The 18,780-nt window shown below is 68.0% G+C and carries 17 protein-coding genes; 3 read left to right on the forward strand and 14 right to left on the reverse strand.

The genetic code is table 11. From position 1 onward, the window contains the following. Positions 1–112 precede the first annotated feature (112 nt). Positions 113–550 (forward strand): hypothetical protein, encoded by a 438-nt coding sequence (locus QXH22_RS00470; RefSeq protein ID WP_306244231.1) that lies wholly within the window; start codon positions 113–115, stop codon positions 548–550. Here QXH22_RS00470 and QXH22_RS00475 read toward each other — a convergent pair. The 11 genes from QXH22_RS00475 to QXH22_RS00525 all read right to left on the reverse strand — a co-directional run bounded on the left by QXH22_RS00475 (position 547) and on the right by QXH22_RS00525 (position 14,142). Further along, positions 547–3,336, reverse strand: a complete 2,790-nt coding sequence (locus QXH22_RS00475) for a TIR domain-containing protein (RefSeq protein ID WP_306274686.1) — start codon at positions 3,334–3,336, stop codon at positions 547–549. The genes QXH22_RS00470 and QXH22_RS00475 overlap by 4 nt on opposite strands. Before the next feature lie 2 nt (positions 3,337–3,338). Continuing rightward, positions 3,339–4,205, reverse strand: a complete 867-nt coding sequence (locus QXH22_RS00480; protein WP_306240798.1) for an acyl-CoA thioesterase II — start codon at positions 4,203–4,205, stop codon at positions 3,339–3,341. A 4-nt stretch (positions 4,206–4,209) separates the two neighbouring features. Next, positions 4,210–5,628 carry a pyruvate kinase gene (gene pyk, locus QXH22_RS00485; RefSeq protein ID WP_306240799.1) on the reverse strand — a complete coding sequence of 473 codons (1,419 nt, stop codon included), beginning with the start codon at positions 5,626–5,628 and terminating at the stop codon, positions 4,210–4,212. A 164-nt stretch (positions 5,629–5,792) separates the two neighbouring features. After that, a complete protein-coding gene (locus tag QXH22_RS00490; RefSeq protein WP_306240800.1) occupies positions 5,793–6,203 on the reverse strand; it encodes a DUF2752 domain-containing protein in 411 nt (136 codons plus the stop codon). After that, positions 6,193–6,621: an NINE protein gene (locus QXH22_RS00495; RefSeq protein ID WP_306240801.1), complete on the reverse strand. Its 429-nt coding sequence runs from the start codon at positions 6,619–6,621 to the stop codon at positions 6,193–6,195. The genes QXH22_RS00490 and QXH22_RS00495 overlap by 11 nt, the downstream gene beginning before the upstream one ends. A 100-nt stretch (positions 6,622–6,721) precedes the next feature. Further along, a complete protein-coding gene (locus tag QXH22_RS00500; RefSeq protein ID WP_306240802.1) occupies positions 6,722–8,899 on the reverse strand; it encodes a prolipoprotein diacylglyceryl transferase in 2,178 nt (725 codons plus the stop codon). Continuing rightward, entirely contained in the window at positions 8,896–9,705 is an 810-nt protein-coding gene (gene trpA / locus QXH22_RS00505) for a tryptophan synthase subunit alpha (RefSeq protein ID WP_306240803.1), read from the reverse strand. Before trpA ends, QXH22_RS00500 begins: the two co-directional genes overlap by 4 nt. Then, on the reverse strand, positions 9,702–10,958 hold the full coding sequence (gene trpB / locus QXH22_RS00510; RefSeq protein WP_306240804.1) for a tryptophan synthase subunit beta: 1,257 nt from the start codon (positions 10,956–10,958) through the stop codon (positions 9,702–9,704). The genes trpA and trpB overlap by 4 nt, the downstream gene beginning before the upstream one ends. Positions 10,959–10,993: 35 nt before the next feature. Beyond that, the gene (gene trpC, locus QXH22_RS00515) at positions 10,994–11,812 is read right to left on the reverse strand and encodes an indole-3-glycerol phosphate synthase TrpC (RefSeq protein ID WP_306240805.1); all 819 of its coding nucleotides are present in this window, start codon (positions 11,810–11,812) and stop codon (positions 10,994–10,996) included. Positions 11,813–11,921: 109 nt separating this feature from the next. Beyond that, entirely contained in the window at positions 11,922–12,572 is a 651-nt protein-coding gene (locus QXH22_RS00520) for a TIGR02234 family membrane protein (RefSeq protein ID WP_306244233.1), read from the reverse strand. Between the two features lie 22 nt (positions 12,573–12,594). After that, positions 12,595–14,142 carry an anthranilate synthase component I gene (locus QXH22_RS00525; protein WP_306240806.1) on the reverse strand — a complete coding sequence of 516 codons (1,548 nt, stop codon included), beginning with the start codon at positions 14,140–14,142 and terminating at the stop codon, positions 12,595–12,597. Positions 14,143–14,192: 50 nt separating this feature from the next. On the opposite strand from QXH22_RS00525, the gene QXH22_RS00530 reads away from it, so the two are divergent. Continuing rightward, complete coding sequence (locus QXH22_RS00530; RefSeq protein ID WP_306240807.1) at positions 14,193–14,648, forward strand: peroxiredoxin; 456 nt, start codon at positions 14,193–14,195, stop codon at positions 14,646–14,648. An 81-nt stretch (positions 14,649–14,729) separates the two neighbouring features. Here QXH22_RS00530 and QXH22_RS00535 read toward each other — a convergent pair whose 3' ends face one another. Then, complete coding sequence (locus tag QXH22_RS00535) at positions 14,730–15,812, reverse strand: calcium:proton antiporter (RefSeq protein WP_306240808.1); 1,083 nt, start codon at positions 15,810–15,812, stop codon at positions 14,730–14,732. Positions 15,813–16,115: 303 nt separating this feature from the next. On the opposite strand from QXH22_RS00535, the gene QXH22_RS00540 reads away from it, so the two are divergent. Beyond that, a complete protein-coding gene (locus QXH22_RS00540; RefSeq protein WP_306240809.1) occupies positions 16,116–17,636 on the forward strand; it encodes a serine/threonine-protein kinase in 1,521 nt (506 codons plus the stop codon). On the opposite strand, the gene hisI is transcribed toward QXH22_RS00540, so the two are convergent. Together hisI and hisF are read right to left on the reverse strand one after the other, a co-directional pair. Next, positions 17,633–17,980 carry a phosphoribosyl-AMP cyclohydrolase gene (gene hisI / locus QXH22_RS00545; protein WP_306240810.1) on the reverse strand — a complete coding sequence of 116 codons (348 nt, stop codon included), beginning with the start codon at positions 17,978–17,980 and terminating at the stop codon, positions 17,633–17,635. The genes QXH22_RS00540 and hisI overlap by 4 nt on opposite strands. Further along, the gene (gene hisF / locus QXH22_RS00550) at positions 17,977–18,780 is read right to left on the reverse strand and encodes an imidazole glycerol phosphate synthase subunit HisF (protein ID WP_306240811.1); all 804 of its coding nucleotides are present in this window, start codon (positions 18,778–18,780) and stop codon (positions 17,977–17,979) included. The genes hisI and hisF overlap by 4 nt, the downstream gene beginning before the upstream one ends.

An 18,780-nucleotide genomic window follows, 5' to 3' on the forward strand; every position in this document is an offset into this window, starting at 1 on the left:
CTCGAGCTGCGCTTACCAAAAACGTTACGCCTGATCACGTCGGGTTTAGTATCGGAGCGTGCCAGCAAAACGTTTCGCCGCAGGCGTCGCGGTGATCGCGGCGGCAACCGTCATGACTGCCATGTGGCCTGCGGACGTGATCACAACCCGGGTCCAGCCCGTCGCCTTCGGGGCGCCGCTCCCGCTCGACCCGGCAACCGGATTGCCCACTGCCGGACAGTTATTCGACCTTCTCAACGCCCTGCAGGACCCGAACGTCCCGTTTTCCGACAAGAGCCATCTCGTCGAGGGTGGCATCAGCCCCATGGAGGCTCACCTGGCCGACGCCCGGCTCAAACAAGCTGTCGCGCATGGCGAGTTGCCGCTGAAGGCCACGGTGAGCAACATCCAGCCCGCCGGCGCCGACACGGTTTCGGCTGACGTCACGATCTCGGGCCCCAAGCTGAACCCGGTGACACAGAATCTGACGTTCGTCGACCAGGGTGGCTGGAAGATCTCTCGCGCGTCTGCGGTGACGCTGCTGGAGGAAACGGGCGCCGTCAGAAGCTAATCGGGTGCGATCGGCAGGCGCGGGCACACCGTGCGGTAGCCGATGTCCGGCGATACCCAGTCCCGCCAATGCCGGTGACTCATGTTGGCAGTTATCTTGTCGCACAACAACTCTGACCATGCGGTGGGCCCCGGCCATACCCGCAGCGTCTGGTCCTGGCTGCCGGACGCCAACTGGCGGCTGTCCGGACTGAACGCCACACTGGTCACCACCCCGGTGTGACCGGTCAGTGGCGCACCAACCGCCGCGCCGGTGCCCGCGTCCCACAAGCGAACGGTGCGGTCGGCGCTGGCCGAGACGATGTGCCGCCCGTCGGAGCTGTAGGCCACCGCACGCACCACCTCGGTGTGACCCGTCAGCGGCGCACCGATCGAAGCGCCGGTGACCGCGTCCCACCGTCGCAGCGTCTTGTCCCAACTTGCGCTCACGATGCGTGTCCCGTCCGGGCTGAACGCCACGCCACGCACGGGTGCGGTATGCCCGGTCAGTGGTGACCCGACGGGTGCCCGGGTGACGGCGTCCCACAGGCGCAGCGTCTTGTCCCAGCTCGCGGAGACGATCCGCCGCCCGTCCGGACTGAACGCGACAGCTTCCACAAAGCCGCTGTGACCGGTCAGTGGCGCACCGACCGGGGCGCCGGTGGCGACGTCCCACAACCGCAGTGTCTTGTCGGTGCTGCCGGATGCAATACGTCGGCCGTCTGGGCTGAAGGCCACGCTGGTCACGGCGCTGGTGTGCCCGGTCAGCGGGGCGCCGATTGCCGCCCCGGTGGCCGCGTCCCACTGTCGCAGCGTGCTGTCGTCTCCGCCGGATGCGATGCGCGTGCCGTCCGGGCTGAACGCCACGCTATTCACCTTGTTCGTGTGCCCGACGAGCGGGGCGCCGATCGGCGCGCCGCTGCCCGCATCCCACAACCGCAGCGTCCCGTCGGTACTGCCGGAGGCGATGCGCCGGCCGTCCGGACTGAACGCCACACTCTCGACGCCGTTGCTGTGCCCGGTAAGCGCGAGACCGAGCGGCGCGTCGACGACGGCGTCCCACCACCGCACGGTGTCGTCGGTGCTGCCCGAGACGATGCGCCGTCCGTCGGGGCTGAATTCGACGTCGAACACCGGGTTGCTGTGCCCGGTCAGCGGCGCACCCAGCGCGGCCCCGGTGGCGGAGTCCCACAACCGCACGGTGTCGTCGGCACTGGCTGAGGCGAGACGTCGCCCGTCCGGGCTGAACGCCACGCTCAGCACCTGATCGGTGTGCCCGACCAGCGGCGCGCCCACCGGGGCGCCGGTGCCGACGTCCCACAACCGCACGGTGCCGTCCCAGCTCGCCGACGCGAGGCGGCGGCCGTCGGCGCCGAACGCGACGTCAACGACGTCGTCGGTGTGGCCGGCCAATATCGGTGCCGCCTCAGCACCGGTGTCGGCGTCCCAGAGTCGTGCCGTGTTGTCAGCGCTTCCCGAGGCGACTCGGCGCCCGTCCGGGCTGAACGCCACAGAAGTGACCTGGTCGGCGTGCCCGCGCAGCGGTCCGCCGATCGGCGCGCCGGTGCCGGCATCCCAGAGCCGGACGGTCTTGTCCCAGCTGCCGGACACGATGCGCCGGCCGTCCGGGCTGACGGCAACTCCCGACACGGCATCGGTATGCCCGGTCATCGGCGCACCGATCGCCGCTCCGGTCGCGGCATCCCAGATCCGCACGGTGTCGTCGCGTCCGCCCGAGACGATCCGGGTTCCGTCGGGAGTGAAGGCGACACTCGACACGGCTTCGGTATGCCCGATCAGGGGCGCTCCGATCGGCGCACCGCTGCTGGCGTCCCACAAGCGCAGCGCGTTGTCGCTGGCCGAGACGATGCGCCGGCCGTCCGGGCTGAGCGCCATCACCCCGGACGATGGAGCCAGCGGAAAAATCTTGAGGGTGCTGCGCCGCGCGACCAGTGTGTCCAGCAGGGCACCGAGTTCGGTGGCGGGCGCGATCACCGGGGCGGCGAGAATCTGCTGGATCGCCCGCACGTCGCCGCCGGGCGCGATACCGGCCAGCATCGTCTGCGCCTGCGAGGTCAACTTCAGCGCCACCGCCTGGTCGCGTTGCCGTAACGCCTGCTGGCGCTGGTGAACCGCTTCGCGCTGCTGGACGACCGCGAAGACCGCTGCGACCACGGCCACCACTGTCAGCACGGCCATCCCGGCGATTGCAGCGGCCCGCAGGCGCCGAAACCGTTGTCGCTCGCGCAGGTCGTCGCTGGCCAGTTGATCTTTGGGCACGCCGTGGATCGGCGCCGCGAGGGCGGTGATCTTCTCCCGCAGCGTTCCGGCGTGCGGATTCCAGGGAGCGTTGTCGCTGACGTCGATGAAGAACGGCTCGGCGGGCAACACACCCGGCTCGGTCAGCACCGGCAGCGCGGCGTTCGACACCTCAGGGTCGAAACGTTGATGCTCGGCATCCCAGTGCAGCCGGCCACCGGCGAGCACCAACAGCAGCCGCTCCCGGCCGCCCCGCTCCAGCCAGTAGCTGACTTCCCGGTTCACCCAATAGGATTCGGCCGCTTTTGGCGATAGCACCGCCACCAGGAATCGGGACCGGTCCAGCGCGTCGGTGATCTTGCCCCACAGATCCGGACTGACCGTGAGATCCGTATCGTCGCGGAACACCCGCAGAGCGCGAAGCTGGCCCAGCCGCCGCCCGATGCGGTGCATGCCCTGCTGGATGCCGGCGGCGGCGGCGCGGTCGGGGCGGGTGTAGGACAGGAACGCGTCGTAGTCGCGGGTGCGCGATGTGGCGGCCGCAGGCACGGCTATCTGCTCGGTGCGGGAAAGTACTTCAACACGCCCTCCTGCACGACGGTGGCGACGGCCAGCCCGGAGCGATCGAAAAAGTGGCCAGTACCCAGACCGCGGGAGTCGGCGGCGACCGGCGACGACGTCGAGTACAACACCCAGTCGTCGAAATCGACCTGGCGGTGAAACCACACCGAGTGATTCGCCGAGGCCGCGAAGATGCGGTCGTATCCCCAGGACAGGCCGTGCCGGGTGATCACCGAGTCCAGCACGGTGGTGTCCGACGAGTACAGCATGGTCGCGGTGTGCAGTACCGGATCGTCGGGCAGACGGCCCGATGCTTTGAGCCAAACCCGGTTGTAGGCAAGGCTTTCGCCCTTGTCCCGCATCACCCAGGACGGGTCGTTCGTGTAGCGCCAGTCGACCGGCTGTAGCGCGTTGACGAAATGCGGCAGCGTCTTCTCATAGCCACGCAGGAGTTCGCTCAGCGGCGGCACCGATTCCGGCTCGGCGACCTGCGGCGGTTCGAGGCTGTGCTCCAGGCCGCGGCCCCCCGCCATGTAGGAGATCATCGCCGTCGACAGCAACGTACCGTCCTGGACGGCGTCCACGCGCCGGTTGGCGAAGCGCCGTTCGTCGCGTAGCCGCACGACGTGGAATTCGATGTCCTTGTGGGTGTCGCCACCGTTGATGAAATGCACCGACAGCGCACTGGGCGGCAGGTTTCCGCGGATCAGCGTGCGGGTGCTCGCCACGAACGACTGCGCCACCAGCTGACCGCCGAACGTGCGCATCGGGTTCTTGGTGGGATGAGATCCGACGAAGCGGTCGTCGGCGACACAGTCGAGATCCAGTACCGCCAGCAATTCGTCGAAGTCGGACACGCTGCTAGACGTCGTCCTCACCGATGCGGTGCACGTGGATCAGGTTGGTCGAGCCGACCGTGCCGGGAGGCGCGCCCGCGACGATGACCACGAGATCCCCGCGCTTGTAGCGGCCCAGTTCGAGCAGCGACTTGTCCACCTCGCGGATCATGCCGTCGGTGGACTTCATGTGCGGGACGATGAAGGTCTCGGTGCCCCATGTCATGGCCAGCTGGCTGCGCACCTCGGGCAGGTCGGTGAACGCCAGCAACGGAAGTGGGGTGTGCAGGCGGGCGAGTCGCCGGACGGTGTCTCCGGACTGGGTGAAGGCCACCAGGGCCTTGGCGTCCAGCCGCTCGCCGATGTCACGCGCGGCATAGGAGATCACTCCCCGCTTGGTGCGCGGTACGTGCGTCAGTGGCGGCGCAGCCGTCGAATTCTCCTCGACCGCACACACGATGCGTGACATGGTCTTGACCGCCAGAAGCGGGTACTTGCCGACGGAGGTTTCGCCGGACAACATCAGCGCGTCGGCGCCGTCGAGCACCGCGTTGGCGACGTCGGAAGCCTCGGCCCGGGTGGGCCGGGAATTCTCGATCATCGAGTCGAGCATCTGGGTGGCCACGATGACGGGCTTGGCGTTCTCGCGAGCCATCTGGATGGCCCGCTTTTGCACCAGCGGCACTTCCTCCAGTGGCAGCTCGACGCCGAGGTCACCGCGCGCCACCATCACCGCGTCGAACGCCAGCACGATGGCCTCGAGATTGTCGATGGCTTCGGGCTTCTCCAGCTTGGCGATCACCGGTACCCGCCGCCCGACGCGGTCCATCACTTCGTGGACCAGTTCGACGTCGGAGGGTGAGCGCACGAACGACAGGGCCACCATGTCGACGCCCAACTCGAGCGCGAACGTCAGATCCTGGATGTCCTTTTCGGACAGCGCCGGGGCGGACACGTTCATCCCCGGCAGCGAGATTCCCTTGTTGTTGCTGACCGGTCCGCCCTCGACGACCTTGCACACCACGTCGTCACCCTCGACGCGGTCAACGACGAGTCCGACCTTGCCGTCGTCGACCAGCACCCGGTCACCAGCTGTCGCATCTTGCGCCAGCCGCTTGTAGGTGGTGGAAACCCGGTCATGGCTTCCTTCGCAGTCGGCGACGGTGATGCGCACCGTCTCACCGTCGGCCCAGTAGGTGGGCCCGTCAGCGAAACGTCCGAGCCTGAGTTTGGGGCCTTGCAGGTCGCACAGGATGCCGACGGCCCGGCCGGTGGCGTTGGACGCGCGGCGGACGCGGTTGTAAGCGGCTTCGTGATCCACGTAATCGCCGTGGCTGAAGTTCATTCGGGCGACGTCCATTCCGGCTTCAACCAGTTCACGGACTAAGTCGTCGGTGGGGGTGGCCGGCCCGAGGGTGCAGACGATCTTTCCGCGTCTAGTCACGACGACAAAGCATAGTCGCGCCGGCTGGCATCACGGCGACTGGAAGGTACGGCGCGCGTCGCGGTCATGGGTGCCGAGCGTGAATCTGGTTTCACGTTCGGCGCCGAACGTGAAACCAGCGTCACGTTCGCGGTGGTCGAAACGAAGGGCGCGGTGTGCGCCGATCAGCCGCTCAGGACGGTCGGCATCAGCGGGAAACCGGGCAGATTGCGCACTACCGTCCACGCCGTGGCGGCGACGACCAGCGTGACCACGGTCGGAATCGGCAACCAGGATCGGCCGCTGAACCGGCGCAGCAGAATCCAGGCCGCCAGCAGAGGCAGCAGGACGAGCAGGAACACGTTGTCGTAGACGCTGGCCATCAGGTGACCGTGGAGCAGGTCGTGGGTCATCCGGAGGCCACCGCAGGCCGGACAATTCCAACCGGTGAGAAATTTGAACGGACACTGCGGATAAACCGAATCCGGGTTGTGCGGATCGGCGAGCCCCACGTATGCCAGCGCACCGGCCAACAGGACAGCAGATCCTGCGGCGATGATCTTCGGCGCTGCCGGGGCCCGGTGCTCAGGTTCCATCGCGCAACGGCCGACCCTGAGGGTCGGTGACTTTGTCGGTCAGGATCAGCACTGCGTCGACGATGCCCCATATCCAGGCGCCGAGCCCGCAGGTCACCCAGCCGACCACCAGTTGTGCGATACCCAGCCCCACGTACCCCGCATAGATCCGCCCGATTCCGACAAGACCGAACAGCCCACAGAGCTGCAGCAGGCCCGCGACGGTCTTCGACTTGTCCGAATACGGTTGCCCGGTCACGGGATGCCGGCCGTACGGCGCCGACGGGTCGTATCCGGCCCCGTATTGCGGATACGACGGGTAGGGCGGAGGAAAGGGCGGCGGCGGATATCCCGGGTCCTGCGGCCCAGAGCCCGGCTCGCTCGCGCCGGCCCACGGCTGGTCAGTCACGGTTTCAGCATGCCAGATACCGCGGGCCATCGCTGCGTGCTCACTTCAGCCACCCGGGCAACGACCAATCAGCTGCTCACCCGCCACGATGTTGAAGTCGTTGCAGCGCAATGAATTAGACGTGCGGGCGTCAGGACCGCTGCCGTCTCAGCCGCAATCGCCAGCGCTGCCGGGCTGCGCCGTCGGGTAGCGGAGTCTCCGGCGATGACTCGTCGCCCTCGGATTCGTCCGCGCCTTCCTCGACCGCCTCAGCGGGTGCGGCCTCGGACTCGACGGCGCGGGGCGCGACGACCTCCGGCTCGGTCGAGTCGGGTTCGTCGGACTGTTCCTGGTCGGCAGGCTCGTCGGGCTCTTCGATCTCGTCAGGCTTTTCGGCCTCGGCGGGCTTTTCCGCCTCATCAGGCTCTTCAAGTGCGTTGCCTTCAGCGACTTCAGCCTCAGTCGCCGCGGCCGATTCCTCGGCTTCATCGACGTCCTCGGACGCCGCCGGGCCGGCACCGAGCAATGGGTGGCCACCGGACTTGGCGACGGGCACCTCCCCGGACGGTTCAGCGTCTACCGGCTCTGCTTCAGCCGGTTCAGCCGGCGTTGCCCCCGCGCTTTCGGACTCAGCGTCCGGCTGCTCGGACTCATCGATCACCGCTTCGGCCGCGTCCTGCGGTACGGCTGCAGGCTCGTCCCGCTCGACCTCGTCCGCCTCGGCCCCGACGGCTCCTGCCGCCTCATGACCGGCGGGCTCAGCGTCCGCCGGCTCTTCAGCCTCGGCGGCGTCGGTCTCCCCGACCTCACCCACGGCCTCGGCTTCCTCCGCCACGACAGCGTCAGCATGCTCTGGTGCCTCAGCCTGCGCCTCGGCAACCTCCGACTCCTCGTCGGCCTCGACGCTTTCGGCCTCAACAACCTCGTCGGCGCCCTCCGGCTCGCCCGCTACATCCGCGGCCTCGACAGCCTCATCGGACTCGGCGGTAGCCTCTTCGACGCCCTCTTCGGCGTCCTCATCGATCGCGCCTTCTGCCACCTCAGCCTGCGCCTCGGCAACCTCCGACTCCTCGCCCGCCTCGCCACTTTCCGCCTCGGCCACCTCGGGCTCGTCGGCGCTCCCGGGCTCGCCCGCTACCTCTGGGGCCTCGACAGCCTCATCGGTCTCGGCAAAATCCCCTTCGACGCCCTCGTCGCCGTCCTCGACGACCGCGCCCTCTGCCACCTCGGCCTGCGCCTCGGCGACCGCGCCCTCTGCCACCTCAGCCTCCGCCTCGGCAATCTCCGGCTCCTCGCCACCCTCGGACGTCTCACCGTCGGCAGCCGCTACATCCGGACCATCGGCTCCGCCGACGCCGCCTGCCGCCGCCCCCGCGGCAGATGCCGCACCGACCGCGGCCAATTCCTGGTCGGGCTCTGCGACTTCCTCGGCCTCTGCGACTTCCTCGGCCTCTTCGGCCCCGCGGCCGCGCAGCAACGCCGGATCCTCCCGGCCCTTCGGCGCCAGGATGATGTAGACGACCGCGCCGATGAAGACGAACGTCGACGTGAACGTGTTGATCCGAATCCCGGCGATGTGTGTCGCGGTGTCGTCGCGAAGCAGCTCGACACCGAATCGCCCGACGCAGTACAGCGCGACATACGAGGCGAACAGACGCCCATGCCCAAGGGTGAAACGCCGGTCCAGCATCAGCAGAATGCCGAAAACCAGCAGATTCCACAGCAATTCGTAGAGGAACGTGGGCTGTACGACGAGTGCCACCTGGCCCGTCGACACGCCGTCGAGCGAGTGGACGTCGACATACCCGGCAGGGTCGCGCCGATAGAAGATCTCCAGCCCCCACGGCATCGTTGTTTCGCGCCCGTAGAGCTCCTGATTGAAATAGTTCCCGAGCCGTCCGATGGCCTGCGCCAACACAACTCCCGGAGCCACCGCGTCGACGAAGGCGGGCAACGGAACCCCATGCCGCCGGCAGCCGATCCACGCACCGACGACACCGAGCGCCACCGCACCCCAGATGCCCAGGCCGCCGTCCCAGATCCGAAGCGCCGCAGCCAGACCGGCACCACCGGGGCCCCAATATGTCTGCCAGTCGGTGGCCAGGTGATAGAGACGGCCACCGACCAATCCGAACGGCACCATCCACAGCGCAATGTCGTAGACCACGCCCCGCTGACCGCCGCGGGCCGCCCAGCGCCGGTCCCCGATCAGCAGGGCCACCAATATGCCGGTGATGATGAAGAACGCGTAAGCACGAATGGGCAGCGGCCCCAGATGCCAGACGCCGCGCGGCGGACTGGGTATGTAGGCGAGGTAGCTGATTGTCATGCCGAATCCCTCTGGCGTACGCCGGCGGCGAGCTCCTCGGTGAGCGCCCGCAGGGCGGGCAATCCCTCACCCAGCGCCGAAACCAGGGCCGATCCGACGATCACTCCGTCGGCGTAGCTGCCGATCTGCGCCGCCTGCGCTCCCGACCGCACGCCCAGGCCGACGCCGACCGGTATGTCAGCCACCGCCTTGACCCTTCTGACAAGTTCGGGCGCGGCCGACGAAACCGCATCGCGCGCGCCCGTCACACCCATCGTCGAAGCCGCGTAGACGAATCCGCGCGAGGCTTCGACAGTGGTCACCAACCGTTCCGGCGTCGACGACGGCGCAACCAGGAAGATGCGATCCAATCCGTGCTCGTCCGACGCCGCAATCCACTGCGTCGCCTCGTCGGGAATGAGGTCGGGCGTGATCAGGCCCTTACCTCCCGCCGCGGCGAGATCGCGGGCGAACGCCTCGATCCCGTACCGCAACACCGGATTCCAGTAGGTCATCACCACGGCATGGCCACCGGCGGCGCTGATCGCCTCGACCGCTGCCAGTGTGTCGCGTACCCGGACTCCCCCGCTCAACGCCCGCTCGGTCGCCCGCTGAATAGTGGGGCCGTCCATCCCCGGATCGGAGTACGGCACACCCACTTCGATGATGTCGCAACCGGATTCGACCAGTGCGGTCATCGCCTGCAGCGATGTCGGCACGTCCGGGTAGCCGGTGGGCAGGTAACCGATCAACGCGGCCCGACTTTCGGCGCGGCACGTATCGAACAGCGGGCCCAGCTTGCTGGCCGCACCCTGTTGTAGTGTCACGACTCGTCCATCAGCCCGAACCACTTTGCAGCGGTCTCCACGTCCTTGTCGCCGCGGCCCGAGAGGTTCACCACAATGACCGCGCCCCTTCCCAATTCGGCACCCAATTTGAGGGCGCCGGCCACCGCGTGCGCGGATTCGATCGCCGGGATGATCCCCTCCGTGCGGGACAGCAGTCCGAACGCATCCATCGCCTCGGTGTCGGTGATGGGCTCGTACTGAACGCGGCCCGCCTCCTTGAGCCAGGCGTGTTCGGGACCCACGCCGGGGTAGTCCAAACCTGCTGAGATGGAATGCGATTCGATGGTCTGCCCGTCCGCGTCCTGCAGCAGGTAGGAGAACGAACCCTGGAAAGCGCCGGGCGAGCCGCCAGTGAACGTCGCCGCATGCCGACCGGTCTCGACGCCATCGCCGGCGGCCTCGTAACCCACCAACCGCACACCGGGATCGTCGAGGAAGGCGTGGAAGATACCGATCGCGTTGGAACCGCCACCGACACAGGCGACCACCGCGTCGGGCAACCTGCCCGCCTGCTGCTGGATCTGTACCCGTGCCTCCATGCCGATGATGCGCTGGAAGTCACGCACCATCGTCGGGAAGGGATGCGGTCCGGCGGCCGTGCCGAAGCAGTAGTAGGTGTTGTCGGCGTTGGTGACCCAGTCCCGAAATGCCTCGTTGATGGCGTCTTTCAGGGTTCGCGAACCGGTCTCCACCGAAACGACCTGCGCGCCCAGCAGGCGCATGCGGGCCACGTTCAATGCCTGGCGTGCAGTGTCGACCGCACCCATGTAGATGATGCAGTCCAGGCCCATCAGGGCGCAGGCGGTGGCGGTGGCGACGCCGTGCTGGCCGGCGCCCGTCTCGGCGATGACTCGCGTCTTGCCCATCCGGCGAGCCAGCAACGCCTGACCCAGCACGTTGTTGATCTTGTGAGAACCTGTGTGGTTCAAGTCTTCTCGCTTGAGAAAGATCCGTGCCGACCCGGCGTGCTCGCCCAATCTGGTCGTCTCGTACAGCGGCGACGGACGCCCGGCGTAGTGCGTCTGCAACTTGTCCAGGGTGTCCAGGAAATCCTGGTTGACGCGTTCCTTCTCGTAGGCGACGGTGACTTCCTCGATGACGGCCATCAGCGCCTCAGGCACGTAACGTCCGCCGTACACACCGAAATGACCGCCCGCGTCGGGGTCGTAGTGGGTGCGTTCGACGATGGCGGCGCTGGTGCGCGGAATATCCGGATTCGACAGGTCGGCCATCACAAAGACTCAGAACGTGCGCGGTACATCAACGGCTAGCGAGCCGGTTTCGGACAGGACGGATGGGTTCCGGCGGTGACCAGGTCGGCGACCGCCGCACGGGGGTCTCCGCTCTTCACCAGGCCTTCGCCGACGAGCACGGCGTCGGCGCCCGCGCCGGCGTACGCCAGCAGGTCACCGGTGTGCCGTACACCGGATTCGGCGATCCTGATCACCTTGCTGGGCAGCCCGGGAGCGATCCGCGCGAAGCAGTCGCGGTCGACCTCCAGCGTGGTGAGATCGCGGGCGTTGACCCCGATCACGTTGGCGCCCGCCTTCAATGCCCGGTCGGCTTCCTCTTCGGTGTGAACCTCGACGAGCGCCGTCATGCCGAGCGACTCGGTGCGGTCAAGCATCGAAACCAGCGCCGACTGGTCCAGCGCGGCGACGATGAGCAACAACATGTCGGCGCCGTGCGCACGGGCCTCGTGGATCTGGTAGGGCTGCACCACAAAGTCTTTGCGCAACACCGGAATCGACACCGCGGCACGCACCGCGTCGAGGTCGTCGAGCGAACCGTGAAAACGCCGTTCCTCGGTCAGCACGCTGATGATCCGAGCGCCGCCGTCCTCATAGGCACGGGCCAGCTTCGCCGGGTCCGCGATGGTCGCCAGCGGACCCTTGGACGGGCTGGCGCGCTTGACCTCGGCGATGACGCCGATACCGGGCTCGCGCAGCGCGGCCATCACGTCTCGTGGCGGCGGGGCGGCTGCGGCGGCGGCCTTGATTTCAGAAAGACTCACGCGGGCTTCGCGCGCGGCAACATCGGCCCGGACTCCCTCAAGAATGGAGTCAAGCACGTTGGCCGGACTCATACCTGCGGTTCCTTCCTCCTGTAACCCACTGTGACTCTGGATCACCCCACGCTCGCCAACCGATTTCGACGGCGTGCAAGAAGGGTAGCGACTGTCACGATGGGGTCCGTCACCGCCCCTCGGTGTCCGGGTCGCGCGGCCGATCGGTAAGGTCGCGGCCCTCGTCGAGAGCGTCCCAAATCATGCGTTCGGAGAGCTGCGACTGCCCGTCCCGCTCCTGCGAGGGTTCCTCCGTCGGTGTCCCCTCGATGTCCCGCGCGGCCGATCGACGCGCCCCGGGTGCCAGGTACTTCGTGCTGGTCGACCGGGTGGACCCGGCAACCGACGCCGAGCGCATCAGCAGCGCCGCGGCGATCAGGGTGCACGTCGCGGCCGCCACCGTCGCCACCGCTCCGGTGTACTGGCGGGCACTGCCCACCAGGGTCGCAACAGGAACGTGCGCCAGATCGGCACCGCGCGCCGCAACATCCGGGAGGGCCCACAGGCCGAAGCCGAGATAGCCGATCGCGAAACTCGCAACCGCCAGCAGCGCCGCCAGCGCACGCAGCTGCCAGCCGCGCACCGCCAACGCCGCGACCGCGGCGGCCAGGTTCACGATCGCCAGGGGCAGCAGCGCGGTCGACCAGGAGGCACCCGACAGCGCGATCTCCTTGGGCGGCCCCAACCCGTCGAACGATCGGATGACGACCCAGGTGAACCGAGAGGCCCCCCACAGCGCACCGGCCGCCACCACGAGCAACACCTGGGCGACGCCGATGATCAGCCGGCCACGGCGAGCCGTGTCAGCCACCGGGCATACCGGGCACGGTCAGCGTCTCGGCCGCGGCGATCGCATTGAGCACCGCCCGCGCCTTGTTTCGTGACTCGTTGTACTCGTAGGGCCCGTTGGAGTCGGCCACCACGCCTCCCCCGGCCTGCACGTACGCAATGCCGTCGCGCATCAACGCGGTACGGATGGCGATCGCGAAGTCGGCGTTACCGGCGAAGTCGAGGTAGCCCACCACGCCGCCATACAGGCCGCGGCGGGTCTTCTCGACCTCCTCGATCAGTTCCATCGCCCGCACCTTCGGAGCACCGGACAGGGTCCCGGCCGGAAAACAGGCCGTCACCGCGTCCAGGGCAGTCCTACCCTCCGCCAACACCCCCGTCACGGTGGACACCAGGTGCATCACATGGCTGTAGCGCTCGATGTGGCTGTAGTCCTCCACACGGACGGTGCCCGGCGTGCACACCCGGCCCAGGTCGTTGCGGCCCAGGTCCACCAGCATCAGGTGCTCGGCGAGCTCCTTCTGGTCGGCCAGCAACTCCTTTTCCAGCAGCACGTCTTCTTCTTCGGTCTCGCCGCGCCACCGCGTCCCGGCGATCGGGTGCGTCGTGGCCCGTCCGTCCTGCACCGTGACCAGCGCCTCGGGACTCGACCCGACGATCGAGAAATCCACTGCGCCTTCACTATCGGGAATCTGCAGCAGGTACATGTACGGGCTCGGGTTACTCACCCGCAGCATCCGGTAGACGTCGATCGGGTCGACGTCGGTGTCCATCTCGAAACGCTGCGACGGCACGACCTGAAAGGCTTCACCGGCGGCGATCTGTTCCACCAGATGGTCGACGATGGCGCCGTACTCTTCAACCGTCCGTTGCGAGCGGTACACCGGCTCCGGCTTGCTGAATGTGGAGACCGTCGAGGGCAGCGGCTGCCCTAGTGCCACGGTCATCACGTCGAGTCGCGCGACCGCGTCGTCGTAGGCCCAGTCCACCCGCTCGTCGGTGCCGTTCCAGTTGACCGCATTGGCGATCAGGGTGATGGTGCCCTCGTGGTGGTCCACCGCGGCCACGTCGGTGGCCAGCAGCAACAGCATGTCCGGCAGCCGGAGGTCGTCGACGGCAAGCTCGGGCAGCCGCTCCAGGCGCCGCACCATGTCATAGGCGAAGTAGCCGACCATGCCACCGGACAGCGGCGGCAACCCCGGCCTCGAATCCTGGGGCGCGGCGGTCGCCAGCACCTCCAGGGTGGCGCGCAGCGCCTCCAGCGGGTCGCCGCCGGCCGGAGCGTCCTGGGGCACCGCGCCCAGCCACACTGCCTGGCCGTCTCGCACGCTCAACGCCGTCGGCGCCCCGGCCCCGATAAACGACCAGCGCGACCACGACCGGCCGTTCTCCGCCGATTCGAGCAGAAAAGTCCCGGGACGGCTGGCGGCGAGCTTGCGATACGCCGACAGCGGAGTTTCGCTGTCGGCCAGTACCTTGCGAGTCACCGGAACTACCCGGTGCTCGGCCGCCAGCACGCGGAAATCCTCCCGCGTTGTCGTGGCTGCGAGGTTGGCTTGCACCGGACCATCCAATCAGATTGCGGGGCGGCCGCCCGCGTAGCGTGGCGCCCATGAAAATTGGTGACACCGTGGCCGACTTCGAGCTTCCCGACCAGACGGGCACGCCGCGCAGACTCAGCGAGCTGCTGAGCAACGGGCCCGTGGTGCTGTTCTTCTATCCGGCGGCGATGACGCCGGGCTGCACCAAAGAAGCCTGCCACTTCCGGGATCTGGCTGCCGAATTCGCGGCCGTGGGCGCCAACCGGGTCGGTATCAGCACCGATCCCGTGCAGAAGCAGGCCAAGTTCTCCGATACGCAGAACTTCGACTATCCGCTGCTGTCGGACAACGACGGCACGGTGGCCACTCAATTCGGCGTCAAGCGCGGTCTGCTCGGCAAGCTGATGCCCGTCAAGCGCACCACGTTCGTCATCGACACCGACCGCACGGTTCTCAACGTGATTTCCAGCGAGATCAGCATGGACACTCACGCGGACAAGGCACTGGAGACGCTGCGCGGCCGGTGAGCCGCCGTCCCGCATCCCCGGCGGTCTCGTGGTCCCCTGCCCGCACGGACTCGGGCCGCAGCGACGCGACCCGCACCGCGTCTAGGGGCTGATCGCCAGGAACAACCAGGCGGCCAGCACCACCAGATGCACCTCGCCCTCCAGCCGGGTCGCCCGGCCGGGCACCACCGTCAGCACGCTGACCACCATGGTCAGCGCCAGCAGCACCAGCTGGGTGGGCCCGAGCCCCAGGTGCAGCGGTCCACGGATCCAGAGGGACGCCAGGGCGATCGCCGGGATGGTGAGCCCGATACTGGCCATCGCGGAGCCGTAAGCGAGGTTGAGGCTGATCTGCATGCGGCCCTGCCGTGCCGCACGCCCGGCCGCGAGTGTTTCCGGCAGCAAGACGACGAGAGCGATCACCACACCGACGAACGAGTGCGGAAAACCGGCGGCGGCCACCATCCGCTCGATGATCGGCGATTCCACCTTGGCCAGGCCCACCACCGCCACCAGGGCGACCAGCAGCACTCCGAGGCTCAGCAGCGCCGACTTCGTACTCGGCGGCTCGGCGTGGTGGTTTTCGTCGACCGCCCCCTTCTGCGCCACCGGCAGGAAAAAGTCGCGATGCCGGACGGTCTGGGTGAAGACGAACATCAGATACAGGGCCAGGGAGGCGACGGCCGCGAACGCGAGCTGCCCGGGCGAGAACTCGGGGCCGGGATGACTCGTGGTGAACGTCGGCAGCACCAGGCCCAGCGTCGCCAGAGTGGCGACGGTGGCCAGCGCCGAGCCGCTGCCGTGGGCGTTGAACTGCGTCACGCCGTAGCGGCGGGAGCCGAGCAGCAGCGACAGCCCGACGATCCCGTTCGTGGTGATCATGACCGCGGCGAACACGGTGTCACGGGCAAGGGTCGCCGCCTTGTCACCGCCGGAGGTCATCAGCGTGACGATCAGCGCGACTTCGATGACGGTCACGGCGACGGCCAGCACCAGCGATCCGAACGGCTCCCCGACCCGGTGCGCCACCACCTCGGCGTGATGCACCGCGGCCAGCACGGCACCGCCGAGCAGCACCGCCGCCAGCGCGCCCACCACCGGGCCGATCTCCTGCCCCCAGGTGAACGCCAGCGCGACCAGAGCGATCAGCGGCGCCAGCACGTTCCAGGACATGCGTTTGACCATCGATCGCCCCTTTCCTCATCAGGTCGCCAAAATATTTGCCGCACAGGCAAATTGCGGACCACTTCATCGCGTTCGGCCGGCGAGACGCATGCCGCGAATCAGGTTGCCGTGCAACGCCTGAGCGGCCATACCCGACTCGGCGCTGCCGAAACACGTTCACACGCAACCGATTAGGATTATCCGACCGCCGGCCACCGCTTCAGCGGATCGCAACCGGACCGGTCCCTGTCAGCGAAAACTCCCGGCGCCTCGATTGTACCAGTGCGTTAATTCCGCCTAACTGCGCCTCAGTAACATGCTCCCATGCCGACCAGCGCAGACCGTGACCCCGCGAAGGGCCTACAGGAAGGCGAGCTCTTCGCCGGGTACACCATCGTGCGGCGGCTCGGTGCCGGTGGAATGGGCGAGGTGTACCTGGCGCAGCATCCACGGCTGCCCCGCCGGGATGCCCTGAAGATCCTGCCCGCGGAGTTCACCTCGAACCAGGAGTTCCGGCAGCGGTTCAACCGCGAAGCCGACCTGGCCGGCAGCCTGTACAACGAACACATCGTCGGCATTCACGACCGCGGTGAGTACCAGGGTCAGCTGTGGCTGTCGATGGACTACGTGGAAGGAACCGACGCTGCCAGGTTGCTCCGCGACCGATATCCGTCCGGAATGCCCCTGCCGGATGTCGTGGAGATCGTCTCGGCCGTGGCCGAGGCGCTCGACTACGCGCACTCCCGGGGCTTGCTGCACCGCGACGTCAAACCGGCCAACATCCTGTTGGGCGACACCGCGCCGCGACGGCGGATCCTGCTCGCCGACTTCGGCATCGCGCGTGAACTCGGCGAGATCAGCGGGCTGACCGCGACCAACATGATGATGGGCACCACCGCCTACTGCCCGCCGGAGCAGCTGCAAGGTTCCGACCTCGACGGGCGCTCCGACCAGTACGCGCTGGGGTGCACCGCGTACCAGTTGCTCACGGGCATGGCCCCGTTCCAGAATTCCAATCCCGCCGTGGTGATCAGTCAGCATCTGTCGGCGCCGCCACCACTGCTGAGCGAGCGTCGGCCTGAGCTGGCCTACCTGGATCCCATCGTCACCCGGGTACTCGCGAAGGACCGGTCCGCGCGCTTCGCGTCCTGCTCGGATTTCGCCGCGGCGCTGGCCGCCCCGGCGGGCACGGTCGCCGCCGCAGCCGAAACGGCGGACGCCGCACAGCCGACGGTCGCCGTCGAAGTGCCGACCCAGGCGATCGCGACATCATCGGCCGCCGCTGGCCGCCGTCGGGGCGCGATGATCGCCACGCTGGTGGCCGTTGCGCTGGTGGTGGTGGCCGCGGTTCTCGCGGTGGTCGTGATGCGCGGCCATTCGGGCGGGCAGCCGTCCGCGGGCTCCGCGTCCTCATCGGCCGGCGCGGCGCCGACGAGCGGCAACCCGGCTCCCCCGGCGCTCACACTGGCCGACCAGATCACCGATCAGGCCCACGTACTCGGGCCCGGCGAACGCCTCGTGATCGAGCGCGCCGTCAATAAGCTCTATCAGCAGCAGGGGACTCGGCTCTGGGTGGTCTACGTCAACGATTTCGGTGGCGCGAAATCTGCGAAGTGGGCCGAAAACGTGATCCGCGCCAACGGTTTGAGCGACAGCGACGTCCTGCTGGCCATCACCATCGACAAGCCGTCTTTCGTCTTCCACGTGCCGGCGGCCGTCACCGCGGGTCGGCCCATCGACCTGGAGGCACTCCGCAGAGACCGCATCAAGCCGGACGTCGACCGTCGCGAATGGACCCGCGCCGCGCTGGCCGCCGCCACCGGCTTGGACGTGCCGGCGGGCTAACCCTCGGGTTCGAGCAATACCGCGGCGTCGAAGCAGCTGTGGTCGCCGGTGTGGCAGGCCGCACCGACCTGATCGACCGTCAACAGCACGGTGTCGCCATCGCAGTCCAACCGCACCGAGTGCACGTACTGGGTGTGTCCGGAGGTCGCTCCCTTGATCCACTGCTCGCCGCGCGAGCGCGAAAAGTAGGTCGCTTCCCGGGTTTCCAGGGTCCGGGCCAGCGCGTCGTCGTCCATCCAGGCGACCATCAGCACATCACCGCTGCCACGCTCCTGCACCACCGCGGCGAACAATCCGTCCGCGTTGCGTTTCAACCGTGCGGCGATTGCCGGGTCGAGGGTCATGATGTCGTGATCCGAACCGTGATGTCGTGCGCGGCCATGGCGGATTTGACCTGTCCGATGGTCAGCTCGCGGAAGTGAAACACGCTGGCCGCCAACACCGCATCCGCCCCGGCGTCGACCGCGGGCGCGAAATGTTCTGCCGCCCCCGCCCCGCCGCTGGCAATCACCGGCACGGTGACCGCCGCCCGCACCGCCCGCAGCATGGCCAGATCGAATCCGGCCTTCGTGCCGTCGGCATCCATGGAGTTCAACAGGATCTCGCCCACGCCCAACTCGGCGCCGCGGGCCGCCCACTGCACCGCGTCGATGCCGGTGCCCTGCCGGCCACCGTGGGTGGTGACTTCCCACCCCGATGGCGTCGGTGCCGCGCCCTCGGGCACCGTGCGCGCGTCGACGGACAGCACGATGCACTGCGAGCCGAACTGCCGCGCCATTTCCGCCAGCAGGTCAGGCCGGGCGATGGCGGCGGTGTTGACCGACACCTTGTCGGCTCCGGCACGCAACAAGGTGTCCACGTCGGCCACGGTGCGCACCCCGCCACCGACGGTGAGCGGGATGAACACCTGCTCGGCGGTGCGGCGCACCACATCCAGCATGGTGGCCCGGCCCGAGGAAGATGCGGTCACGTCGAGGAAGGTGAGTTCATCGGCACCCTCGGCGTCATATGCTGCTGCCAGTTCGACGGGATCACCGGCGTCCCGGAGGTTTTCGAAGTTGACACCCTTGACGACGCGGCCCGCGTCGACGTCCAGGCATGGGATCACGCGCACCGCGAGTCCGTCACCGGAGTGATGCTGCAT

The sequence above is a fragment of the Mycobacterium sp. TY814 genome (assembly GCF_030755175.1).
In the GTDB taxonomy this organism is placed as follows: Bacteria; Actinomycetota; Actinomycetes; order Mycobacteriales; family Mycobacteriaceae; genus Mycobacterium.

What these genes read in the sequence shown, in the direction of transcription:
- QXH22_RS00470 (WP_306244231.1), top strand. Translation starts at nt 113, where the DNA reads ATGACTGCCATGTGGCCTGCGGACGTGATCACAACCCGGGTCCAGCCC.
- QXH22_RS00490 (WP_306240800.1), bottom strand. Translation starts at nt 6,203, where the DNA reads ATGGAACCTGAGCACCGGGCCCCGGCAGCGCCGAAGATCATCGCCGCA.
- QXH22_RS00495 (WP_306240801.1), bottom strand. Translation starts at nt 6,621, where the DNA reads ATGGCCCGCGGTATCTGGCATGCTGAAACCGTGACTGACCAGCCGTGG.
- QXH22_RS00500 (WP_306240802.1), bottom strand. Translation starts at nt 8,899, where the DNA reads ATGACAATCAGCTACCTCGCCTACATACCCAGTCCGCCGCGCGGCGTC.
- trpB (WP_306240804.1), bottom strand. Translation starts at nt 10,958, where the DNA reads ATGGCCGACCTGTCGAATCCGGATATTCCGCGCACCAGCGCCGCCATC.
- trpC (WP_306240805.1), bottom strand. Translation starts at nt 11,812, where the DNA reads ATGAGTCCGGCCAACGTGCTTGACTCCATTCTTGAGGGAGTCCGGGCC.
- QXH22_RS00530 (WP_306240807.1), top strand. Translation starts at nt 14,193, where the DNA reads ATGAAAATTGGTGACACCGTGGCCGACTTCGAGCTTCCCGACCAGACG.
- QXH22_RS00535 (WP_306240808.1), bottom strand. Translation starts at nt 15,812, where the DNA reads ATGGTCAAACGCATGTCCTGGAACGTGCTGGCGCCGCTGATCGCTCTG.
- QXH22_RS00540 (WP_306240809.1), top strand. Translation starts at nt 16,116, where the DNA reads ATGCCGACCAGCGCAGACCGTGACCCCGCGAAGGGCCTACAGGAAGGC.
- hisI (WP_306240810.1), bottom strand. Translation starts at nt 17,980, where the DNA reads ATGACCCTCGACCCGGCAATCGCCGCACGGTTGAAACGCAACGCGGAC.
- hisF (WP_306240811.1), bottom strand. Translation starts at nt 18,780, where the DNA reads ATGCAGCATCACTCCGGTGACGGACTCGCGGTGCGCGTGATCCCATGC.